Source organism: Campylobacter showae CC57C, assembly GCF_000344295.2.
Lineage (GTDB): Bacteria > Campylobacterota > Campylobacteria > Campylobacterales > Campylobacteraceae > Campylobacter_A > Campylobacter_A showae_B.
In genome coordinates, this window is the sequence record NZ_AOTD01000183.1 from 1 (window position 1) to 6016 (window position 6016).

Genomic DNA, 6016 nt, shown 5'->3' on the forward strand with positions numbered 1-6016 from the left:
GTTGTGCTCTACCCCTGAGCTATTCCCGCACCGTTTGAGAAGTCGCAATTTTAGCAAAAACGTTTTCATTTGTCAAGAAAATTTCAAAATTTTTACGATTTCGCCCGCTTTTAGCTCGTCGAGACCCTCGTTTGTTACTAAAACGGCGTTACTTTTGATGAGCGGAGTTATCATACCAGAGCCGAATTTATTATTATCCGTCACGCTAAATTTGCCCTCGAAAAAGCTACCGAGCACGATATTTTGGCGTCCAGATTTTATTTTTACGTCTTGGTTTAAAGCGGCGTCAAATTTTTCAAGTCGCGCGCCCTTTAAAAAAGGAACGATCAGCAAAAAGCACATCAAAAACGCCGCCATCGGATTTCCCGGCAGGATAAAGACAATTTTTTTATCTTTTATAAAGGCTTTACTCGGACGTCCGGGGCGGATATTTACGCCGTCAAAAAGCTCGCTAAAACCCAAATTTAAAAGCGCCGTTTTCATAAAATCAGCTTCGCCCTTGCTCGCTCCGCCGCTTGTTATGATGACGTCAAATTCAGCCGTCTCAAGCGCGCGAGTAGTACTTTTTAGGTCGTCTTTTATGATGCCCGCGTACGAGCTAGTAAAGCCGAAACTTTGAAGCAGTGATGCGATACCTGCGCCGTTTGCGTTATATATTTGCTCCTCGCTAGCGTTTTGCCACGGCTCGACCACTTCGTCGCCGCTTGAAAATATACCGATCTTTAGCTCGCGCTCCACGCAGACGCAGTAGATGCCCTGAGCAGCTAGCATCATTACTCTTGCGGGCGTTAAAATTTCGCCTTTTTTTAGCAAAATTTCACCAGCTTTGACCTCTTCGCCCTTATATCTTAGGGCGTTAAATTTTTTGACTTTGCTTTGCGGCGAGAGCTTGCCGTCCTGCAAAATAGCGTCTTCAAAAGGTACGACGGCATCGGCATTCGTCGGCATTTTTGCGCCCGTCATTATCTTTACGCATTCGCCTTTTTTTAGCGTGATTTCAGCCTCATCGCCAGCTAACACGGTCGCTGCGACGCTTAACGGCTTGTTTAAATCGTCAAATTTAAACGCGTAGCCGTCCATCGCGGCGTTGTCGAAGGAGGGGAAATTTTTAACGGCAACGACGTCCTGTGCTAAAATTTTACCCGTCGCGCGCTCAAGGCTGGCAAACTCGCCGCAGCCGTCAAATTTAGCTTTTTCTAGGATCAAATTTTGAGCAAGCTCTAGCGTCATTTTACTCCTCCAACCTGCGTATTTTTGCGCCCAGAGCCGCTAGTTTGCGCTCTAGCCCCTCGTAGCCTCTATCTAGGTGGTAAATTCTATGCACGCGGCTAGTTCCGTTTGCGGCAAGGGCCGCCAGCACTAGAGCAGAGCTTGCGCGCAGATCGGTGGCCATCACGTCTGCGGCATTTATCTCACCTCCGCCGTAGATCGTCGCGATGTGGCCGTTTAGACGGATATCCGCACCCATACGCGTGAGCTCGCTAACGTGCATAAATCGGTTCTCAAAAAGCCTCTCGTCGATCGTGCTAACGCCGTTTGCTATGAGCGAGAGCGCCATAAACTGCGCCTGCATATCGGTCGGAAAACCCGGAAACTCAGTCGTCACGATCTCGACGGGATTTACGTTTTTAGCCGGCATTATCGTGATTTTATCGCCATCCACGACGGTTTCAAAGCCCATTTGGTTAAATTTAGTAAGCACGGCTCGCAGATGCGCGGCATTGGCGTTCGCGATAGTTACTTGCGAGTTCGTGATCGCCCCGGCGCAAAGATACGTTCCCGCTTCGATCCTATCGGGGATGACCGTTATCTCGCCCACATCCAGCAGGCGCCTATCCGTGCCTTCTATCACCAGCTCGTCCGTGCCGATACCCTCGATCTTCACGCCTCCAGCCGCCAAAACCTCACAAAGCTGCACCACTTCGGGTTCTTTGGCGACATTGATTAGATGCGTCGTGCCGTGAGCTAGCGCGGCGGCCATGATGATGTTTTCGCTGCCAGTTACCGTGATCTTGTCAAACACGATCTGCGCGCCTTTTAGCCCGTCAGGCGCGGTGGCGACGACGTAGCCTTGTTTTATTTCGATATTTGCGCCCATTTTTTCAAGCGCGCTTAAGTGTAGATCGATCGGTCTTTGTCCGATCGCGCAGCCGCCGGGTAGGCTCACCTCGCAGTGGCCAAACCTCGTTAGCAGCGGACCAAGAACCAGGATAGAGGCGCGCATTTTGCGCACGATGTCGTAGTTGGCCTTCGTGGAGCTAACGTAGTTTGAGTTGATTTTTAGCATATGATCGTCCGTAAATTCGCACTTTGCACCCAAATTTACGAGTAGCGTCGCTAATGTTTTTATATCCGCGACGTTTGGCATATTTTTTAGCGTCACGTCGTTTTTTATGATTAGAGCAGCGGCTATCAGGGGCAGGGCGGCGTTTTTCGCTCCGCTTATGGCGACTTCGCCTCCTAGTTTCGCGTTTCCTTCGATTTCTAAATAATGCATCATCTTAAATCCTTAAATAAAATCCAAAGTATAGTGAAATTTAGCTTATAAATTTAAATTTATGCCGATATTTACCGATTTATTTATATAATCTTACTTTTAGGCGGCTCGTTTCCGGCACTCAAATTTACCGCAAAACGTCGCCTTAGATAAAAAATAGGACAATCAAATGAAATTTACGATTTTTTTACCGCTTGCATCGCTTGCGGCTTTGATTTTTAGCGGATGCACGAACAATACGCCCAAAATTTACCCGATCGATCAAAGCGGACAGATTTTAAACGCGAGATTTTTAAACTCGCAGCAAGACGTATTTAATGATCTAGGCGGCATAGCGCTTTCAAATTTTATGCAAGGTTTTTTGGGCAAAAAAGACGGCGGAGACTGCTCGGGCTTCGTCTCTCTCGTAAATAAAAACATAAATAACGTTTACTTTTCAGAGACGAATTTACTCAAATTTTACGGCGAAAACGGATCGAAATCTCAAGCCATTTATAATCTTTACAAAAAGCGAAATTTGATCTCGCAAACAAGTCCAAAGCTCGGAGATTTGGTATTTTTTAACAACACCACAAGCCAAACCAAAGGCAAAAATAAACAGATCATAACGCATCTAGGCATCATAGACCGCATAGAGGACGACGGAACTATAAGATTTATGCATAATACCAGAGGCAAAAACAAAAGCGGATTTATAAATCTATTTCAAAAAAATAGCCATAAAATAGGCGGCAAAGAGGTAAACTCCTACATTGTAGCGTGCAAGGGCGGCGACGCTACCTGCCTAACGTCAAACAGATTTGCCGGCTTTGGCAAGGTTAGTTTTTAGCTAAATTTATGTCTAAATTTTATATGATAAAGCCTTTAAAAAGGAGCCGTTTTTGAAAGCTACGATATCGCTCATCGCGCTAAATTGTCTAATATTTTTTGCCGTTTACTGCGGCATTTGCGGCACTAACGCGACGCTTGGGCTGAATATGTTTTTTATAGACGGGCTTTTCGTCTGGCAGCCCGCGACCTCGATGTTTATGCATGCAAATTTAGCCCATCTACTGATGAATATGGCGGTTTTGTATCAGTTTGGATCGCTTCTTGAGCGGTACTACGGTAGCGAAAAATTTGCCGTCATCTACTGCGTTGGAGCGTTTTGACCTCGCTACTTAGCTTTGTTTATATTTATGTTATGTTTAAAACTAACGGAACTTTTATAAATTTAGTCGGAGCTAGCGGCGCGATCAGCCTACTGCTGGGCGTTTTGGCGTTTTTAGATGCAAGCAGCAGAAAAGGGCTAATAATCGCTATCTTGCTAATGAGCTTCGCGCCAGTAGCCATGGGCGTAAACGTCGCTTGGTACGCGCATATTATCGGCTTTGCTTTAGGATATTTCGGGGTAAAATTTAAGGTGATAAAATGAGATTTTTCGATCAAATTTGGGAAATTTTAGAGTGCGGCGACAAGGAGCTTAAATTTGACAAATTTAAACGATTTTACGCCGAATACAAGGCCGGTAAATTTGACGCGCAGATAGAAGAGGGCGGTAAATTTGACGAGATAAAACAGCTCGAACGTCCAAGCTATGCGGCATTTTGCGAGGTTGTAGCGATGAGAGAAATCGGCGGTAAAAAACAGGCCGACAAACAAAAAGCCTTCCTTCACTCGATCGCACATATCGAATACAGCGCCGTAGATATCGCGCTAGATGCAGCGTATCGCTTCCGAGCGCTGCCAAAAGCCTACTATGACGACTGGCTCGAGGTCGCCGAGGATGAGATCAGGCACTTTAAGATGATCGAGGAGCACATGGCTAAATTTGGCGTGAAATACGGCGATTTTAGCGTGCACGACGGGCTTTTTATCGCCCTGCAAAATACCTCCGCGTCGCTGCTTGAGCGCATGGCCGTGCTGCCTAGATATATGGAAGCAAACGGCCTTGATGCAAATGCATTTATGCTAAAAAAGCTAGAAACCGAGCGCGAAAAAGACGCGAACAAGGCGCGTCTTTGTGAAATTTTGCAAGTTATCTTAGATGAGGAGATCTCACACGTCTCAAAGGGCGATCGATGGTTTAAATTTGCTTGCGAAAACGAGGGTGTAAGCCCCGAAATCTACGCGCAAATCGTGCAAAAAATCTATCCCAAAGCCTTTTTGCAGTCTCGCGAGCTAAACGTGAGTGCGCGCCTAAAATCAGGCTTTAGCGAGGCAGAGATCGAGCACATAAAAAATATAGCGAAAGCCGGAAAGGCGGAATAAAATGAAAAAAATCTACTTTATCAGGCATGCAAAAGCCGTAGATGAGGGTGAGGGTAGCGACTTTGAGCGCGACCTAAGCGAGCGAGGCAAAAAGGATCTGGCGCTGATGTGCGAACGACTAAAAAAGCACGAGGTGGGAGCAGATGCGATATTGTCAAGCCCTGCCAAACGCTGCACCAAAACGGCTCAAAAGCTAGCCGAAGCAGTCAAATTTAAGAAGAAAATCAAATTTAAAGATGAGCTATACGGTGCGCAAGCGCACGAGCTTTTAACCTTTATAAGAGAGTTTGACGACAAATTTCAAAGCGTTTTTATCATCGGACACAACGACGCGATAACGGAAATTTGTGAGCTTTTAAGTGATGCTGCGATCGGAAATATACCCACATGCGGCATTTTTTGCGTCGAATTTGACGGTAGCTTCAAGGATCTAAAAGAGCACGGCGCAAAGGCTCTGTTTTTTGACTATCCTAAAAAACATAAAAAATAGGGCTATTAAAAGCTCTATTTTATCCTTACATCCAATTTACTTTGTAAAAAGTTGCCTAAAAAACACACAATAACGTGCAAAAAATTTAGCAAAATAAGCATAAAAATTATCCGTTAAATTTAGCATGAAATTTAATGGATAATTTGATTTAATGCAAAAAGTAAAGTGCTAAGAAATGCCGTATTTTCGGTATTTACTTAATATATCGAGGTAATTTCAAAGAGTTATAAATATTTATTTGAAAATTATAGTTTTCAATACAAAATAGAAAAAATAGTCTGCATTTTACTTTTTGACCTATTATTATAAGCATTAAACTATGTATCATAAAAATTGAGTAGTTTTTGTATTTTTTATCTGAGATAAGAATTAAATGATTGTTTTTAGTGAGCCGCAAGAAAATTTAAAAGACAAAGTAATATTTTACTCAAGATCTAAAGATTTAAATTTTATCTCTAAAAGATTTTGGTCATATAATTTATATGTAAAACCACTTAAAACATGAAAATATAAGTAAAAGAAAAAGGAATAGCCAATATAAAAAGATTTGTAAAAAATTGGGTGAATCAAGAGTGAATAAATGGTGCGCTCGAAGGGAAACGAGCACGATACTTAAAACCCCAAAATACAGGCATTTTAAGCTAACTAAGGAAGTTTTTTAAGTATCTTCCCAACTCTTTTAAGAAAAAGCCGAAAAGTAGGATAAAATAGTAGAAAACTTAAGCTTTTTTAGTCATTGTCGCAGATTTTAAGGCTAAGATAATTAACCTTTTTTAAAC

At 43.3% G+C, this 6016-nt stretch carries 5 protein-coding genes and 1 pseudogene; 4 read left to right on the top strand and 2 right to left on the bottom strand.

All coding sequences use genetic code 11. The features are described 5' to 3' along the window. Window positions 1–72 precede the first annotated feature (72 nt). Window positions 73–1230 carry a molybdopterin molybdotransferase MoeA gene (locus H740_RS06985; protein ID WP_002952735.1) on the bottom strand — a complete coding sequence of 386 codons (1158 nt, stop codon included), beginning with the start codon at window positions 1228–1230 and terminating at the stop codon, window positions 73–75. A 1-nt stretch (window position 1231) separates the two neighbouring features. Next, entirely contained in the window at window positions 1232–2497 is a 1266-nt protein-coding gene (gene murA / locus H740_RS06990) for a UDP-N-acetylglucosamine 1-carboxyvinyltransferase (protein ID WP_002952736.1), read from the bottom strand. Window positions 2498–2666: 169 nt separating this feature from the next. Between murA and H740_RS06995 the strand changes: the two genes are divergently transcribed. The 4 genes and pseudogenes from H740_RS06995 to H740_RS07010 all read left to right on the top strand — a co-directional run bounded on the left by H740_RS06995 (window position 2667) and on the right by H740_RS07010 (window position 5237). Next, a complete protein-coding gene (locus H740_RS06995; RefSeq protein ID WP_002952737.1) occupies window positions 2667–3326 on the top strand; it encodes an NlpC/P60 family protein in 660 nt (219 codons plus the stop codon). Window positions 3327–3378: 52 nt separating this feature from the next. Further along, a pseudogene (locus H740_RS07000) lies at window positions 3379–3911 on the top strand (rhomboid family intramembrane serine protease). Next, window positions 3908–4747, top strand: coding sequence for a ferritin-like domain-containing protein (locus H740_RS07005; protein WP_002952740.1), 840 nt, complete (start codon window positions 3908–3910; stop codon window positions 4745–4747). The pseudogene H740_RS07000 and the gene H740_RS07005 overlap by 4 nt, the downstream one beginning before the upstream one ends. Window position 4748: 1 nt before the next feature. Further along, on the top strand, window positions 4749–5237 hold the full coding sequence (locus H740_RS07010) for a SixA phosphatase family protein (RefSeq protein WP_002952741.1): 489 nt from the start codon (window positions 4749–4751) through the stop codon (window positions 5235–5237). Window positions 5238–6016: the final 779 nt, after the last annotated feature.